Below are 16307 nucleotides of genomic sequence, written 5' to 3'. Positions count from 1 at the left end.
ATAATTCAAAAACAAGTCAGCTGCAATGCATGACCGTTACACAACAACTTTACCCCGCACTACATGGATAATACCAGTAATGCAGGGTAAAAAATGTGGTCTTATTTTCAGTTAGGCGGTAATGCTTTCTTCAAACAGCTTACCAAAACGATCGGTAGCTTTTACTACAATCGTTTGCCCCGATTGCACGGCAGCAGTAGCAAATAAATGATTGGTGAGCACTGGTTCTACCCACTTGTGTTTAGCAGGCAGTTTATTGCCGAGGTACAGTTCTTTCGCCAGCGGATCGAGGCCTACAAAAGGTTGCAGCGCCCCCATGGCTTTTCCATCGAGCCACCATTCAACCTTCCATGCGGGGTCGTAGTTCCATACGTTAGCTATTACAGCATTGGCCTGCTCGGGCACACTGCCCGCTTTGTACAACCGCAGCTGATGGTTGGCCGCCTTACCTACAGATTGATAATGCCAGGTCAGTTCATTGCCTTTTACCTTGTACACACCATAGCCCGGAGGACATCCATCACCACACACGGGGCCGGTCCACCAGGCACCACAAACGGTGCCATGGTTGTGCTCCATGATGTTGTCTTTCTCCCAGTTTTCATTGAAGTGAGTGTGCCCACTCATGATGTGCACTTTGTAAGGTTTGAGCATGGCATACAAAGCAGCCCGGTTGGCAACGATGCCTCCCAGCTCTTCTTCTTTTTTCTTTTGCCGCTCGGCCATACCTGTATCAGTGGGAATGTGCAAGCTCACCACTACGGTTGAACCTGCAGGCACCCGTTTCAAATCTTCTTCCAGCCAGGCCAGTTGTGCTTCGGTAATATAGCCGATGTATTTTTTAGCCATACCAATGAAGAAAACATCATCGAGTACCACGTAGTGAATGGCGCCACGATTGAATGAATAATAGGTAGGGCCAAACTGCTGTTTGAATGTTTGCTGCGACTGATCATCGGTGCGGGCAGTGAGGTCCATGTCGTGGTTGCCAATTACCTGAAAGAAAGGAATACCGGTTACTTCCACTGCTTTTTTATAATCGTCAAAGAGTTCAAATTTATCGAACACCAAATCGCCACAACCAATGCCAAACACAGGCAGGCTGCCCAATGCAGCCACGGCGGCTTTTGTATCCGGGGCACTTACCTGCACCAGTTGTTGCGCATCTTCTTTGTCCCAAATTTGGGTATCGCCCCATACAATAAAGGCATGTTCCTCATCGCCGCCGGCAATGGGTTCCAAAGCAAAATCAGCAGTTTGTACGCCTTCGTTTTTAATAGGCGCATAAAAACGGGCAATGCCTTTTTCATGCGGAATGTGATAGCCCGCCGGCAATATCACAAACACATGCGAAGCATTGGGATGCGCCTGCAATTGATAGCTGCCATCTTTAGCAGTATTCACTATTTGAAACCCATCACTCACACCCACATTGGCCAGACCTTTGCCTTTGCTGTGTACTTTTCCTTTCAGCATTCTATCAAAGCGAAAGCCATTGCTCAATGCGGGCAATGCAGGCAGGCTGCCTGCCGAAATCAAACCCAGTCCTTTCAAAAAATTTCTCCGTTGCATAATCATGTGGTCGTTGTAATCAAACGCTCTTGGTTGAATAAAATAAGAAGATGCATCCGTCCTTAAAAGACAGACAGCATGTCGCCATTAGACGTGCAAGATGCAGCCTTCCAGATGAAGGAATTATTACCGTTGTGTAAACAGATTGTAACGACCGCTTAGCGGATTATGCTACCGCATCATCTTCCAGTTCACCGGCTTCTACCTTGGCTACAAATTCAGAAGGCAGCATGCCGGTTACTTCTTTGAATGCTTTGTAAAAACTCGATTTGGATTGAAAGCCTGATTGATGAGCAATGGCTTCGATGGTATAGTTGGCCGTTTGCCCCGATTGCAGCAATTGCCGTGCATGTGCCACCCGGTATTGCATACGCAGGGTAGCAAATTTGGTGTGCATCACTTCATTAAAACAATAATACAAATGATGCAAAGGCACACCCAACGCTTTCGACAATTGGTAAATATCGAAGTCGGGTTGGATGTACGGTTTTTCCGTTTGCAGGTGCGCCTGGATTTTTGCCTCCAGTGCCTTGAATGGATTTTCTTCCTGCAAGGTGGCCGGCACTTTAGACACGGTCTTTGTTTTGACCGGCGCAACTGCTGCTACTGTGCCGGCAGGTACGGCAGGCGGTACAGGCAACTGCATGGCAGGCAGGCCATACAATACCTGCGGAAACAACAACATCCAGATGGCCAGCAACGAATACACCACCCCTGTAATGATGTAGAGCGTCGCAAAATGCCGAATGGTATCGGCCAGTCCTTTTTGCAAAAAATTGCCCGTCATGATGCCCATATTGATGGCAATGAGCAACATGGTAGCCAACAACAATACAAGCCAGCGCAGCGTAAGGGCCGACTGTGCCGTGGGCACATTGTGCCGCTGCCGGCGCTGCAACCAATACCGGCCCACCAACAACATACTTGCTACCACATATACACCCAGCGACAACAGCCGCAAGCTGAATGCCGTAGACATATTGAAGAAAAGATTGGCCTGAATGTCTGCCATCGCATCCATGTTGTGCAACACATTGTGCATGAGTTTTTCCTTCGCTGCAAAAGATTGCATACACCAGGGAATGATGCCAATAAAATGAATCAGCGCCGGCACAAAATGCAGCCAGTCCCAGCGCCTGAGCCGGTGGTTATCGGTAAGGGTACCCCGTACATAAAAAAACAACAGCGGCCCAATCAACAAATACAATGGTGCCGGATGATTATAAAATATTGCCAGCCAAAAAGCAGAGTCGCCATACACAATGAGGTAATGGGTAATGCCATACACAGAAAGAAAAATAAATGCCAGACTGAGGTATACCGTACTTGTTTGCCTTCGCCAGTTGAAGAACAACAATAGCAACGACAGCAAAATGGTGGTTAATGATATATATAACAACATAGGCAAAAAAGTATAGCTGTCAGTCTGTCAAAAATAGTTGCATCCACTTGCTCATTCACCATTGGTTTTCGCATCCAAAAAACCGTTGTAAAGGTCCGGCTTTTGGTTCGTATTCCACGAAATGAAACCACCGACGTATGAATGTCATGCTTTTCAGCTCCGCCTGTTTGTAAATTTGTACCAGTACGATGGCAAGCAATACAGCATGGGGTAAAACAACAACATACCGCTGCCATTCAGGCAATTATTCAACCACAGCAAACAAAGAATACCAACCCTCAGGTGCACATGCCTGTATTGATGTGTGCATGTAACTAAGAAGGCTTGGCACAACAGCATATGAAAGTTGTATTTGACAATACCGACCCCCCGGTAAAACCGCTGGTCATCATCCTCAACAATCCGGTGCATATAGGTGATGACATCCGGCTACAGGTAAACGGCAACTTTGTACTCCGGCTGTACAACGAGGTAGGAGAACTGGTATTGACGAAAGCCTGCCACCGCGGCATGGAACTCTGGCCCAATCACGGCTTGCCCAAAGGAAAATATGTGGTAGATGCCAACGGAGAACGGCAACGACTCCTGGTATTATAAACGCATTCCCAGATCCTACCCCTTAAACGAAAGGCTGCACCCATGAACAAGGTGGCAGCCTTTGTTTTGTTGTTGAAGATGGCTGTGGACGACATGATGCTGTCCTTTCCATTATACGCTACTTACTGCAAACGGCTTTGCAAGTTCAAAATACATTACCGCATAAGATGATAATACTAGCTACAACGCAAACAAGGCCGGACAATCGTCCGGCCTTGTAAGTGAAATAGACTGTGCAGAGATTACAGCGCTGCCTTGCGGGTTTGTACAGCGGCAATAAACACATCAATTTCCGCCAATTGTTTTTCGAGCTGGCCCAGCTCCATTTCTTTTCCAGCAGGGCCACACTGCCGTAATCGTCTTGCCGCTCGGTGAGCAAAAACTGGCGGTATTCCAGTTTCTTCTTTTTTACTTCGGCTTCTTCTTTGGCGGGACCTTCGGGCAGGCTGCCAATAATGCTGCCATAAGCGGCTATTTCGGCATTGATGGCAGAAAGCTCGGTGGCTATTTCCACACTGCTTTCGGCATAGTTGGCCTGCTGCCGCTGAATGCTGGTTTGCCGAAACTGTACATCGGCTTTTTCCTTGTTGGCAATGGCCAGTACCGCATCACATTCCTGTACGGTGGCCAGCTGAGCTACTGAATAGTTCATGGGGTGTGTTTTTTAAATGGTAAAACAATACCCCTAAACTATAGCTGCCCCAAAACGAAACGTATACGGTATTTACGCAACCAAATACCGTAGAAATACCCTGCCAAAACATTATGCCAAAGCTGCTTCTAACAGGATCACTTCACTACCCAACGCCTCCATATATGCTTTACAGCGAACAATAGCACCTGCCCCCTGGCGTTTGAGCCTGCGCTGCAGGGTGGCCTGCTGCAGCTCCAGCCAAAGCTGCTGGCGGGTGGTCAGGTTGGTGCCACGTTGCAGTTGCAGCGCTATCCACTGCTGTTGCAGGTACAGTTTGGCATACCTTTCTTCGAGCTGTCGCAACTTGCGCTGGGTGGCAAAATATTGGTGCTGCAGCTTGTGCAACCGTTTACGCAGCTGCCGGGCTTCTTCGGGCTGCAATGCAATGCTGGCGGGCATTTCAATACTATTGAGCTCTTCTTGTATAGCCAGCAAAGCTGTAAAATGCCGGGCAGGCAGACTGCGTTGCCCCTGCTTCGACATGTGCAAATGACTTTTGCTAATATTGAGGTAGCCCGATAACTGAAGCAGGCTCATGCCCATTTGGGAAGCCACCTGTTCTATCAATGTCATACAGTTAGTGTGTGGTGAATAAATACCCTATCCCAACAAGTTTGTGGAAGAAAAATTAGGACAAAACAAATCGTACTCCATTTTGTGGAAGAAAATTCTGTGGAAATATTTTTTGGTCAATTATTTTCTTCCACAAAATGCTTTTTGTCGGGGCGAATCGCATTCGCCCTGCTTCTTTTTCTTCTTGTTTTGTGGGGGGCGAATTGCATTCGCCCTATTTCTTTCTTTTTAGGGCGTATGCAATACGCCCCGACTGCAATTATCCCCAATGGCTTACCTTAACCCGCTGAAATGCAAACACACGTCCTTCATGCAGCTACAAATATTGAAACCCCGGCAGTCGCTCAACAAGGCCTTTCTGAAAGTAAAACCCAGCCGCTCGGCTATTGAGCAGTTCAAGGTTAACCTCATTACCCTGCTCGATAGTGCCAACGAAACGGAAAGCGAAGAGTTTCACAAGAACCTGCTGAGCCGTTTTTTGCATGATACTTACTACGCCCCGCAGCATTTCATCAATACCAAGGGGCGAAACGATCAGGTGATTCACAACGGAGCACAGGCCGGCAGCACGGTGGGCGTTATCATTGAGGCCAAAAAGCCCACCAACAAGGCCGAAATGCTGTCGGCACAAAAAATAAATACCAAGGCTTTTCAGGAGCTGGTACTTTACTACCTGCGGGAACGCATTACCCACCACAACCTCGAAATAAAACACCTGGTAGCCACCAACCTGTACGAGTGGTACATTTTTGATGCCACCCAGTTTGACCGACTGTTTGCCCAACACAAAACACTGGTGCAGCAGTTTACCGATTTTGAACAGGGCAGGCTTGCCGATACCCGTACCGATTTTTTTTACAAGCAGATAGCCGAACCTTTTATAGCGCAGCTACACACACAGATAGACTGCACTTACATTCAGCTACAAGACTATCAGAAAACCCTGCGCAACAGCAGCAAAGCCGACGACAATGCCCTGATAGCCCTTTATAAAATACTCTCCCCAGAGCACCTGCTGAAGCTACCCTTTGCCAACGATAGCAACAGCCTCGACAAACGGTTTTATGCCGAACTACTGCACATTATTGGCCTGACCGAAACCAAAGAAGGCAGTAAAAAACTGATAGGCCGACACGCACCCGGCCAGCGCCATAGCGGTACCCTGCTCGAAGATGCCATTATACAACTGGACAGCCTCGATAAACTAAACCAACTGCCCAAACCCGGCCTGTATGGCAACAGTACCGAAGAACGCCTCTTTGCAGTAGCTCTCGAACTCTGCATTACCTGGATCAACCGCATCTTGTTTTTAAAACTGCTCGAAGCGCAGCTTATCAGCTACCACAAAGGCGATACCCGCTATGCTTTTTTGCAGCACTCCCATATCCGCAGCTACGACGACCTCAACAGTTTGTTTTTTCAGGTGCTGGCCCGCCGACATGCCGACAGAAACGCCGATGTGCAAGCGGCCTTCGCCCAAGTGCCCTACCTCAATTCATCGCTGTTTGAACCTACCGATACCGAACAGGCCACCCTCTTTATCAGCAACCTGAAAGATGATAAAAGCATACCCCTGCACCCTCAAACCGTGCTAAAAGATGCACAGGCCAAAAAGCGCAGCGGACAGCTCAATACCCTGCAGTACCTGTTTGAATTTTTAAACGCCTACGACTTTAGCAGCGAGGGCTCCGAAGACATTCAGGAAGACAACAAAACCCTCATCAATGCATCTGTGCTGGGCCTCATTTTCGAAAAAATAAATGGTTACAAAGACGGTTCCTTTTTTACCCCCGGCTTTATTACCATGTACATGTGCCGCCAAACCATTCGAAAGGCCGTGCTGCAAAAGTTTAACGAGGTAAAACAATGGCAATGCCAATCGCTGGATGAACTATACAACCATATAGAAGACACGGCCGAAGCCAACCGCATTGTAAACAGCCTGAAAATATGCGACCCCGCCGTAGGCTCGGGTCACTTTTTGGTATCGGCACTCAACGAAATGATTGCCATTAAAAACGACCTGAAAATACTGCAAGACCGCCAAGGCAAACGCCTGAAAGAATACCAGATAGAAGTAGTAAACGATGAACTGATAGTAACCGACGACAATGGTGAGCTGTATGAGTACAACCCCAACAGCAAAGAAAGCCAGCGGGTACAGGAAGCCCTGTTTCACGAAAAGCAAACCATTATTGAAAACTGCCTGTTTGGGGTAGACATCAACGCCAACTCCGTAAAAATATGCCGGCTGCGCCTGTGGATAGAACTGCTAAAAAATGCCTATTACAAAAATGCCACTGAGCTGGAAACCCTGCCCAATATCGACATCAACATAAAATGCGGCAACAGCCTGGTGAGCCGCTTTGGGATAGATGCCGATTTAAAACTGGCACTGAGCAAAACCAAAATAAATATTTCCGATTACAAGAACGCTGTAATTCAATACAAACATGCAACCAACAAAGAGGAGAAAAGACACCTCCACCTATTGATTGAAAAAATTAAAAGTGATTTTATTTCTCACGTCAGCAGAGAAGGTAAATTGTACAATGAGCTTTCAAGGCTAAAGCAGGAATATTCTCTACATTATGAAGGAAAACTTTTCAATCAAAAGCTAACCAGATTACAGGAACATATAAAACAAAAAAAAGAAGGCAGAATAAAAAAGCTTCAAGAGCAAGTCGACAACACCAAAAACAATAGCATTTTTGAAAATGCATTTGAATGGCGTTTTGAATTTCCTGAAGTGCTCAACGATGATGGCGACTATGTAGGCTTTGATACAATTATTGCAAATCCACCTTATTTAAAAGTACAAGACCTTGAACATAAGTTAATCGACTGGTACAAACAAAACAAACGTCTTGCCAATAAGAGAATTGATATCTCTGTTCTATTCTTTGAGCTTGCACATAATATCTTAAAACCAAATGGGAATGTAAGTTTCATTTCTTCAAATCAATTCTTAGTGACTGAATATGGCAGAAACTTGAGAGAAACCTTATTAAAAGACTTTTCTCTTAACTCGATAGTAGACTTCGGCGATTTGCCAATATTTGAAGACGCCCTTACTTATGTAAGCATATTTAATGTCACAAAGACAAATTCTTCGAATTTCAGATACATAAAGATTCATAGTATCAGAAATTTTACAAATGAAATTTTATCTAAAGGGATTGAAATTGATATTTCAAAACTTTCAAGCGATAATTGGGTTTTATCTACAAATGAGAATAAAATTCTTCTTGAAAAATTAAATACTCATGCATCATTATCTTCAATCGGGAAATGCAGTTATGGAATTGTAAGTGGCGCAGACAATATTTTCATAGTAGATGAGAATGTAATTCGTAAAGAAAACTTAGAAAGAGAATTATTGCTTCCGTTAATTCGAGCAAACAATTGCAAGAGATACCATTATGCAAATTTTGATTTACATATTATCTATCCTTACAAATTAGAGAATGGATTTACAATTCTCTTGCCCGAAGAGGAGCTTCGAAACTACTACCCGAAAACATACCAATATCTTTTTTCAAAAAAGAAAGCACTCGAAGAAAGAAAGGATTCAAGAACAACATTTGCCGATTCAAACAAATGGTATTCCTTAACAAGATTTGGACAACTTGAAATATTTGGAAAAGAAAAAATCGTTTTTCCGGGTGAACAAAAAATAACGAAGTTTTCAATTGATAGAAACAAATCAGGTTATAGTGGAGCAAGAGTTTTCGCAATTACACTAACTGATCCAGAGGTTGACTTAAAATACCTTTTAGGAATACTTAATTCAAAACTTATCGCATTTATAATTAAATCTACATTCCCGATTAAAGCTGGCGGATATTTTTCTATGTCTTCAACTTTTGTTGACAAATTGCCTATAATGAAGCCTTCAATGAGTGTACAGGAGCAAATAGCTAATTTGATTTCAGAAATTCTTAAACAAGAAAGAAGCAGCAATGAACAAATGATTTTAGAAAAAGAGGTAGATAAACTAATATATCAGCTTTACGAATTAACCGAAGAAGAAATTCAAATAATTGAGAACGCATAAATGATAACAAGTCTGATTATACTGGGAATACTGAGTGTTTGTATTATAGGTCTGCTATATGTTGTCAAAAAACATTCAGATGATTCACAGCGACTACAATTTGCTGATGAATTCAGAAATAAGTTTATTGTTTTTGCAAACAGGTATTTTCAAACTTATGATAGATATACACGTACTGGAGAGTTTGATGTAGACTTGTACGTTTGGCTTACAATGAATGTGAGTAAAATTCAAAATCATGTAGGTTCTTTCGGATTTATGTCTTACAAACCTCCATATCAGAACTATATGATTAATCAATATGCAATAATCATAAACACAATTCCCAAGTTCAGAAATGGACAGGTAGAAAAATTTGATGCAGGAGCTGTTGACGATTGTTTACTTAAACACATTGGTAATTTAGAGGAGAATATCAAAAATTATTCACACCATATAAAAAATCCAATCATTTGGTTTCGGGAGGGCTTCAAAGTGGTTTTGAGTATCCCATTTTATGTTCTCGGCTGGTTTGGAATTATCAGTAACCGAAAATTAACCTCGATTAGAGAGAGTTTGATTTACAAAGTGATTTCAGGGCTCGTTGCCCTAATCACACTTATAAGTAGCATTGTGACTATAATAGTTGGCTATGATCAAACTTTAGCATTTATTCAAAAGTATTTAGGCAAATAGTTTTCTAATGATCCTGTCGCAGGCCTCCCGGCCTGTGACAGGATCGTCACTCAGCCTGACATACAACAGGCTGCAGCAGTTATAGCCACCGTAGTAACCGCTCTGCACTGGCCCGGAGGCCAGCGCAAGAGCAGCCGGCTTATTGCCTGGCTGCCCTTGTTGTGGAAATAAAAGTTGTGGAAATATTTTTTGGCCGTTTTTTTCTTCCACAAAAAAACTGCCCGTCGGAGCTAATGGTATTCGCCCCTTCATTCATCTTCTGTGGGGGCGAATTGAATTCGCCCCTTTTTCATTTTTTGGGCGTATCGCATACGCCCCGACTGCAATACGCCCCGACTATTTACTGCAGTTACGGCGGCTATCCTATCCACTTTGCACAGGCCCCAATGCCAGCGCCGGCAGCACAAAAAACAAAAGGCACTTCCCATCGGAAGTGCCTTTATGCTATTGGAGCAGCAGTTATTGATGTACAAATGTTGTTGTAAACCGGTACTTACCCGAGCCTGCCTGCACTTTCAGGTAGCCGTTTTCCTTGCCCAATACTTGCAGGTAGGCCAGGCTACTCAGCGGTTGGCCATTTTCCAACACGGTAGCATCGCCTTGTACCGGCACATAAATAACAGCGGTTGTATTGGCAGGTATATCGGCGGTGAGTGTCAGTTGCTGTTGTGCAATGTTCCAGCCGGCACTACACAGGCCATAGGGCGTTTGGTAGCTGGCCGAAGCCTGCGTAAAATCTTTGCCGATATGCGGTTGAATACGGATGTTTTTGTAACCCACTGTACCCGGCACATTGTCGATGCCCACCATTACCCGATAGAGCCAATCGCCAATGGCACCATAAGCATAGTGGTTAAAAGAGTTCATGGTAATGGCCTGAAAATCGCCGTTGGTACGAATGCCGTCCCAGCGTTCCCAAATGGTGGTGGCCCCTTTGGTTACAGGATACAACCACGATGGATAGGTTTGCTGCAACAACAATGTATAGGCCACATCGGAATAGCCAAAGCGGCTGAGCACATGGCACAAATAAGGAGTGCCTAAAAAGCCGGTGGTTAAATGATTGCCGTATTGTTTGATGTTGTTTACCAAACGTTCGGCTGCCTGCTGCCGCAAATGCTCTGGAAACATATCGAAATGCAATGCCAGTACATAAGAGGTTTGCGTATTGCTCATGGTAGCACCATTGGGCGTAGTGTACTCGTTGAGAAATGCCGTTTTAATGCGCTGCAGCAATGCAGTGTACGTGGCTACGTCTTCTGGCTTGTTCAATACGGTTGCTGCATTGATGAGCAACTGTGTAGAGTACGCATAAAAACACTGGGCAATCAGATATTTATTGGTGATAGCCGCTTTGCCATCGTTGTCGTCGGCCATGGTATAAAACAGCCAATCGCCAAAATGATCGCCACTGTTCCAAAGGTCGTTGCGGCTTTTGGATTGCATGTAGTTTACCCATGCTTTCATACTGTTGTATTGGGTGGCCAAAATGCGTTTATCGCCATACACCACATACATTTCCCAAGGTATAATGGTAGCCGCATCTGACCAGCCGGCACTGCCGCCGGCAGCCCAGCCATTGTCGCCCAATACATTGGGAATAACATGGGGTACACTGCCCGTGTTGATTTGATCGGCAGCCAAATCTTTCAGCCATTTACCAAAGAAATTATTGACACCCCGCAAGAAGGTTGCTGTCCTAAAAAACGCTTGTGCATCACCCGTCCAGCCCATGCGTTCGTCCCGCTGCGGACAATCAGTGGGCACGTCTACAAAATTGCCCCGCAGCCCCCATTCAATGTTGTGCTGCAGTTGGTTAATGAGTGCGTTGGAAGAAGTGAAACTACCCGTTTTAGGCATATCCGAATACAAGGCCACGGCTGTAAAATCTTGCGGCTGCAAGGCTGCTGCAGCGCCTTCTACTTTGATATACCGGAATCCGAAAAATGTAAAATGCGGTTCAAATATTTCTTCGCCATTTCCTTTGAGTACATACACAGCTTGTGCTTTGGCACCGCGTAAATTTTCTGTGTAAAAATTGCCATGCTTATCCAGCACTTCTGCATGAGCAATGCGTACCGTATCTCCTGCTTTTCCCCTGAGTTTTACTTTCACCCAGCCCACTAAGTTTTGTCCAAAATCAATCACTTGTTCGCCCTTTGGCGTGGTCAGTATTTTTACCGGCGCAAAGGTTTCGTGTTGTTTGATGGGCTCGTTGTACGTGGCTACCAATATGTCTTTTGAGTGGTTGGCCGTTTTTACCGGTGTCCATGCTGTATCGTTGTAGCCGGCTGTTGTCCAACCATTTTTTTCCAATCGGGCATCAATGATTTCTCCCTGATAAATACCATTGGCACGTATGGCGCCAGTGGCCGATTTCCAGCTGCCGTCTGATGCAATAGTGGTAGTGCTGCCATCGCTGTACACAATCTGTAATTGAAATAACAGCGCAATGTCTTTGCCATAAATATTTCTGCGATGGTCAAATGCAAAATTGCCGCGGTACCAACCATCGCCCAAAGTAACAGCTACAGCATTGACACCTTGCAGCAAGAGCGTCGTTACATCATACACCTGATATTGCAACCGCTTGTTGTAGCTGGTCCAGCCGGGTGTAAGAAAGGCATCGCCCACCCTACGCCCATTGATTTGTGCTTCGTACAAACCATGTGCAGTGATGAATGCAGTGGCCGATTGAATTTTCTTGTTGCTGCTAAATTCTTTGCGCAGCAGTGGCGCTGCAAAATGCAGATCTTCTGTGTAGCCGGGCTCAATCCATTGGGCTTTCCAGTCATTAGGTTGCAGCAATCCCATTTGCCAAAAAGCCAATTCACTCCATGGCGACACCTGGCCTTTGTTGTTCCACACCCGTACCTGCCAGTAATATTTTTTGCCCGACTGCAATGCAGGTCCGTTATACAACACGCCGGCAGACTGTTCCGAATGTATTTTACCGCTGCTCCATTGCACTTTGCCTTTGGCTACAGCAGCAGTGTTGCCCACCCGAATTTCATACGCAGTTTGCAACACTTGTTTTTCGGTGCTGCTCAGTTGCCAGCTCAGCATGGGTTGTGGCACATCCATGCCCAGCGGATTGGTCAGATTTTCTGTACGCAGCTGCTGTACATTCAATTGTGCCAAAGTGTATATGGCAATGGTTTGCAGGCAAAGCAAAAAGAGCAACTTTTTCATATCGGCAATGGTTTGCAAGAGAATGGAATAAATGTATTGCGCTTTATCGACTCCTGCGTTAATCAATGTCAAAGGCGAAACCTACCCATGAATATTCCGGTAAGTGCAGCGGCCATTATGGGGCTTTATCACTTCCATTCAAACGGCTGTCCGTTTACCAACACATTGTTCACTGCTATGCCTGCTTTGTAAGGCGTTTTCAACACCGGAGCTTTGGCGGTAGCTTTCACATTGTTGAACTGCACTGCAGTTACGGTATCCATGGGATTTCCTTCCATGGTGCCGAGGCTTGCACACTGTACTTCTATGTTGCTGAAAACGATATTGCGAACTTGTGCATAGGGTTTGGCAGTGCTGCCACCCATATCAAAAAACTGCGTCCAAGGTGCCATGCTAATAATAGTACCACATTTGCCCGTGATGTTTTCGATGCGTACGTTTTCATAAATCTGATACGTATCGGGGCGCATTTTCAACCGCAGGATGGACGTGTTGTGTTCCATCACACAATTGCGCATTACAATGTTGCGGGCATGAATGCTTTCGCTGCCAAACGTAAGTGTGCCATGCGATTCGCCAAACACACAATCTTCAATCAGCACATTTTCTACCACACCGTTTTCGCTGCGCAAATGTGCATCGGGCCCTTTCCCGCCTTTTACACACACCGCATCATCATTTACCGAAATATAGCATTTGCGAACAGTCACGTTTTTACACACATCAATATCAATACCATCGGTGCTGGGTGCCTTCACCGGTGCAAATGGCGAACGGATATCACAGTTTTCAATCAATACATTGTTGCACTGATATAAGTGCGTGGTCCAAAAGCCTGCATTGTGCAGTTTCACATTTTTTATCTGCACATGGTTGCTGCCCCAAATAAATACCAAACGAGGCCGGTGTACTTCGAGGTTGGTCGCACTGCGGCCTTCTTTTTTACTGAGTCGCGGTAAAACCAGAAGTACTTCCAAAACTTTAACCCATTGCCATCAATGGTACCGGGGCCGTTGATTTCAAAACCGTCTACATGATAGGCATTGATTAAAGCCGCATAGTAGTAAATGCTGCGGCCTTCCATACGGGAGGGCAGCAACGGATAATTACTAATATCATCGGAGCCTTTGAGCTGCGCCCCTTCCTGCAATTGCAGCTTGGTGTTGGGTTTAAAAAACAAGGCGCCGGTTAAAAACACGCCTTTCGGCACCACAATGGTACCGCCACCGGCGGCTTCGGCTTTGTCTATCACTTGTTGAATGGCCGCGGTGCTCAGCTGGTTGCTATCGGTGCCCACGCCGTGTTGGGTAATGATGTACGTTTTATGCAGGCTGTCGGGTCCAAAAAAAGGCGCAGCGGAACTTGCAATGGCAAACAACAGCATTGGTACAATGGCCATCAGGCGAAATGTATTCATAGGGCAAACGATTAGCCCAATAAAAGTAGCCAACGGCCAAAGCCAATTGTCCTGTGCTGTCCGCAAACGATTGATATAAGGGCGGCAGGCTTTCGGCGCTGCAGCTGCTACATTATTTCATTGTTAAGAAATTATTACCAAATAAGGACATGCGTTTCCTGAGCCTGTATCGGCTGACCTTTGCCCCGCTAAAAACAACCACATTATGGGTCTCAATTCTGTACTCAAATTTTTTCTGCCCAAAGACCGGGTATTCTTCGATTTGTTTGAAAACGTAGCCGACAACCTCGAAATAATGGGGAAGAAGCTCAAAGAAATTGTAGCTGAAACTGACTACGACAAACGTGCAGCCCTCATTAAGCAAGTAGAAGACCTGGAGCACAAAAATGATGAAGTGACCCACCGCATTTTTACCGAACTCGGCCGCAACTTCATTACACCGTTCGACCGCGAAGACATTCACTATCTGGCCTCTGCCCTCGACGATATTGCAGATTACATCTACGCTTCTGCCAAAAAAATCAACTTCTACCGGGTTAACCCCAACGATATTGGCATTTCCAAATTTGCCGACCTCATTGAGCAAGGTTGTATACAAGTACAAACAGCGGTAAAAGAACTGCGCAACATGAAAAATGTACGCAGCATTACCGATGCACTGGTGCGGGTAAACAGCATCGAAAACCAGGCCGACGATGTGTTTGACCTGAGCATTGAACGCCTGTTTGCTACAGAGCCAGATGCCAAAGAAGTGATTAAGAAGCGGGAAATTTATCAGGTGCTGGAACTGGTGACCGATAAGTTTGAAGACGCCGGCAATGTGATTGAATCCATCATCATTAAATACGCCTAAAGCCTGCCCAAGCGGTTCTTCATCCCGAATCCTTATCATTCACAATTCTGCGTATGACTTTTCTGATTGTCATTATAGCGTTGGCACTCATCTTCGACTACATCAATGGTTTTCATGATGCCGCCAACTCCATTGCTACCATCGTTTCTACCAAAGTATTGACCCCCTTTCAGGCGGTGGTGTGGGCTGCGGTGTTCAACTTTGTAGCCTTCTTTATTTTCAAAGACCACGGCGTAGCCAATACCATTGCCAAAACGGTACACGAAGAATTCATTACCCTGCCGGTTATTTTCAGCGGCCTTATTGCAGCCATTGCCTGGAACCTCTTTACCTGGTGGTTTGGTATTCCTTCTTCTTCATCACATACCCTCATTGGTGGCTTTGCTGGTGCGGCCATTGCCCATGCCGGTTTCAATTCTGTCAACAGTGAAAAGGTGATGGAAATTGCCAGCTTCATTGTGTTGGCTCCTTTGGTGGGCATGCTGGTTGCCTTTATCATTTCGTTGTGGTTTATCAACTCGTTTCGCAAAGGGCCTGCCCCCAAAATCATTTCACTTATTGTGATTGGTTTGGTGATGCTGTTTTTGTATTTCAACATCGAAACCAACCCCGATAAGCTGAAGACGCACTTCGACAGCTACATTGTGAAAGTGATTTTTCATGGCTCCAACTTTAAGTGGTTATTGCTGGCGTTTATTTTGCTGGTCATGGCAGTGTTCACCTTCTTCCTGAGTACATTGAATGCTGCCCGCAGCAACCAGTGGTTTAAACGGTTGCAGCTGGTGTCATCTGCCGCTTTCAGCATTGGCCATGGTGGTAATGATGCGCAAAAAGTAATGGGCATTATTACAGCCGCCCTGATAGCCGATGGACAAATCAGCGACTTTCACGACATGCCCGTTTGGGTGCCGTTGGCTTGTTATGCAGCCATTGGTATTGGCACCATGAGTGGCGGTTGGAAGATTGTAAAAACCATGGGCACCCGCATTACCAAGGTTACTCCGTTTGAAGGCGTAGCTGCCGAAACTGCCGGCGCCATTACCCTCTTTGTAACTGAGGCGTTAAAAATACCAGTATCCACCACGCATACCATCACCGGTTCTATTATTGGTGTGGGTGCTACCAAGCGTTTGAGTGCTGTACGCTGGGGCGTTACGCTCAACCTGCTCTGGGCCTGGATTTTGACCATTCCCGTGAGTGCTGCACTGGCTGCCGGTGTTTATTACCTGGTGAGCCACTACTACGCTTCTTAAACGGCTTCCTTTTTTATAGCAA

12 protein-coding genes are annotated in these 16307 nt (G+C 45.5%); 5 read left to right on the top strand and 7 right to left on the bottom strand.

The window, feature by feature from the left end:
* Window positions 1-111: 111 nt before the first annotated feature.
* Both GLV81_RS02800 and GLV81_RS02795 read right to left on the bottom strand, forming a co-directional pair.
* Entirely contained in the window at window positions 112-1572 is a 1461-nt protein-coding gene (locus GLV81_RS02800) for a calcineurin-like phosphoesterase C-terminal domain-containing protein (protein ID WP_157476664.1), read from the bottom strand.
* A gap of 166 nt (window positions 1573-1738) precedes the next feature.
* On the bottom strand, window positions 1739-2974 hold the full coding sequence (locus GLV81_RS02795; protein ID WP_157476662.1) for a helix-turn-helix domain-containing protein: 1236 nt from the start codon (window positions 2972-2974) through the stop codon (window positions 1739-1741).
* Window positions 2975-3313: 339 nt separating this feature from the next.
* On the opposite strand from GLV81_RS02795, the gene GLV81_RS02790 reads away from it, so the two are divergent.
* Window positions 3314-3571, top strand: coding sequence for a hypothetical protein (locus GLV81_RS02790; protein WP_157476660.1), 258 nt, complete (start codon window positions 3314-3316; stop codon window positions 3569-3571).
* A gap of 145 nt (window positions 3572-3716) precedes the next feature.
* Here the strand turns inward: GLV81_RS02790 and GLV81_RS02785 are convergent, their stop codons facing one another.
* Window positions 3717-4223, bottom strand: coding sequence for a hypothetical protein (locus tag GLV81_RS02785; protein WP_157476659.1), 507 nt, complete (start codon window positions 4221-4223; stop codon window positions 3717-3719).
* 111 nt (window positions 4224-4334) lie between these two features.
* Entirely contained in the window at window positions 4335-4838 is a 504-nt protein-coding gene (locus GLV81_RS02780; RefSeq protein ID WP_157476657.1) for a hypothetical protein, read from the bottom strand.
* A 310-nt stretch (window positions 4839-5148) separates the two neighbouring features.
* Between GLV81_RS02780 and GLV81_RS02775 the strand changes: the two genes are divergently transcribed.
* Both GLV81_RS02775 and GLV81_RS02770 read left to right on the top strand, forming a co-directional pair.
* Window positions 5149-8895 (top strand): DUF7149 domain-containing protein, encoded by a 3747-nt coding sequence (locus tag GLV81_RS02775; protein WP_157476655.1) that lies wholly within the window; start codon window positions 5149-5151, stop codon window positions 8893-8895.
* Complete coding sequence (locus tag GLV81_RS02770; RefSeq protein WP_157476653.1) at window positions 8896-9570, top strand: hypothetical protein; 675 nt, start codon at window positions 8896-8898, stop codon at window positions 9568-9570. It abuts the gene before it with no gap.
* A 459-nt stretch (window positions 9571-10029) separates the two neighbouring features.
* Here GLV81_RS02770 and GLV81_RS02765 read toward each other — a convergent pair whose 3' ends face one another.
* From GLV81_RS02765 to GLV81_RS19170, 3 genes are all read right to left on the bottom strand, one after another.
* Window positions 10030-12762: an alpha-L-rhamnosidase gene (locus tag GLV81_RS02765; RefSeq protein ID WP_157476651.1), complete on the bottom strand. Its 2733-nt coding sequence runs from the start codon at window positions 12760-12762 to the stop codon at window positions 10030-10032.
* A gap of 128 nt (window positions 12763-12890) precedes the next feature.
* A complete protein-coding gene (locus GLV81_RS19175; RefSeq protein WP_246186415.1) occupies window positions 12891-13631 on the bottom strand; it encodes a glycoside hydrolase family 28 protein in 741 nt (246 codons plus the stop codon).
* Window positions 13622-14179, bottom strand: coding sequence for a glycoside hydrolase family protein (locus tag GLV81_RS19170; protein ID WP_197428878.1), 558 nt, complete (start codon window positions 14177-14179; stop codon window positions 13622-13624). The genes GLV81_RS19175 and GLV81_RS19170 overlap by 10 nt, the downstream gene beginning before the upstream one ends.
* 205 nt (window positions 14180-14384) lie before the next feature.
* Here GLV81_RS19170 and GLV81_RS02755 point away from each other — a divergent pair, with 205 nt between their 5' ends.
* A complete protein-coding gene (locus GLV81_RS02755) occupies window positions 14385-15032 on the top strand; it encodes a DUF47 domain-containing protein (RefSeq protein ID WP_157476649.1) in 648 nt (215 codons plus the stop codon).
* A gap of 53 nt (window positions 15033-15085) precedes the next feature.
* Window positions 15086-16285 carry an inorganic phosphate transporter gene (locus GLV81_RS02750; RefSeq protein WP_157476647.1) on the top strand — a complete coding sequence of 400 codons (1200 nt, stop codon included), beginning with the start codon at window positions 15086-15088 and terminating at the stop codon, window positions 16283-16285.
* Window positions 16286-16307: the final 22 nt, after the last annotated feature.

The organism is Phnomibacter ginsenosidimutans, from assembly GCF_009740285.1.
Taxonomy (GTDB): Bacteria; Bacteroidota; Bacteroidia; order Chitinophagales; family Chitinophagaceae; genus Phnomibacter; species Phnomibacter ginsenosidimutans.
The sequence above is the reverse complement of the archived record's forward strand: the minus strand, read 5'-3'. Positions and strand labels throughout refer to the sequence as shown.

Bases quoted from the DNA above. Each gene is read 5' to 3' on its own strand.
- GLV81_RS02785 (WP_157476659.1), bottom strand. From the start codon at position 4,223: ATGAACTATTCAGTAGCTCAGCTGGCCACCGTACAGGAATGTGATGCG.
- GLV81_RS02765 (WP_157476651.1), bottom strand. From the start codon at position 12,762: ATGAAAAAGTTGCTCTTTTTGCTTTGCCTGCAAACCATTGCCATATAC.
- GLV81_RS02755 (WP_157476649.1), top strand. From the start codon at position 14,385: ATGGGTCTCAATTCTGTACTCAAATTTTTTCTGCCCAAAGACCGGGTA.
- GLV81_RS02795 (WP_157476662.1), bottom strand. From the start codon at position 2,974: ATGTTGTTATATATATCATTAACCACCATTTTGCTGTCGTTGCTATTG.
- GLV81_RS02790 (WP_157476660.1), top strand. From the start codon at position 3,314: ATGAAAGTTGTATTTGACAATACCGACCCCCCGGTAAAACCGCTGGTC.
- GLV81_RS02775 (WP_157476655.1), top strand. From the start codon at position 5,149: ATGCAGCTACAAATATTGAAACCCCGGCAGTCGCTCAACAAGGCCTTT.
- GLV81_RS02770 (WP_157476653.1), top strand. From the start codon at position 8,896: ATGATAACAAGTCTGATTATACTGGGAATACTGAGTGTTTGTATTATA.
- GLV81_RS02780 (WP_157476657.1), bottom strand. From the start codon at position 4,838: ATGACATTGATAGAACAGGTGGCTTCCCAAATGGGCATGAGCCTGCTT.
- GLV81_RS19170 (WP_197428878.1), bottom strand. From the start codon at position 14,179: ATGAATACATTTCGCCTGATGGCCATTGTACCAATGCTGTTGTTTGCC.
- GLV81_RS02750 (WP_157476647.1), top strand. From the start codon at position 15,086: ATGACTTTTCTGATTGTCATTATAGCGTTGGCACTCATCTTCGACTAC.
- GLV81_RS02800 (WP_157476664.1), bottom strand. From the start codon at position 1,572: ATGCAACGGAGAAATTTTTTGAAAGGACTGGGTTTGATTTCGGCAGGC.